At 47.7% G+C, this 277-nt stretch carries 1 protein-coding gene; it reads left to right on the top strand.

Translation table 11 applies throughout. The features are described from left to right. A partial coding sequence (locus QWY29_RS20385; protein ID WP_300963048.1) for a glycoside hydrolase family 48 protein occupies positions 1-277 on the top strand: 277 nt, incomplete at both ends.

Consider the following 277-nt stretch of genomic DNA (forward strand, 5'->3'; position numbering starts at 1 on the left):
GGAATAGGCAGTTCGATCGCCAGGGCTTTGAGTTATTACGCGGCGAAATCGGGGACCGCACAGGCCAAAGAGACAGCCAAACAATTGCTAGACGTCATTTGGGCCAATCATAAGGACGATAAAGGTCTGTACGTTCGTACCGAATTGTCGGCGTTTACAGCCGTTAAAACCGAGGTATACATTCCAGTGAATGGTTGGAGCGGCACGTACCCAAATGGAGACCAAATTAATGATTCGTCAACATTTCTAGACATTCGATCCTGGTACAAGAATGACG

Origin of the sequence: Nocardioides abyssi (assembly GCF_030412915.1) — a bacterium.
Taxonomy (GTDB): domain Bacteria; phylum Actinomycetota; class Actinomycetes; order Propionibacteriales; family Nocardioidaceae; genus Nocardioides; species Nocardioides abyssi.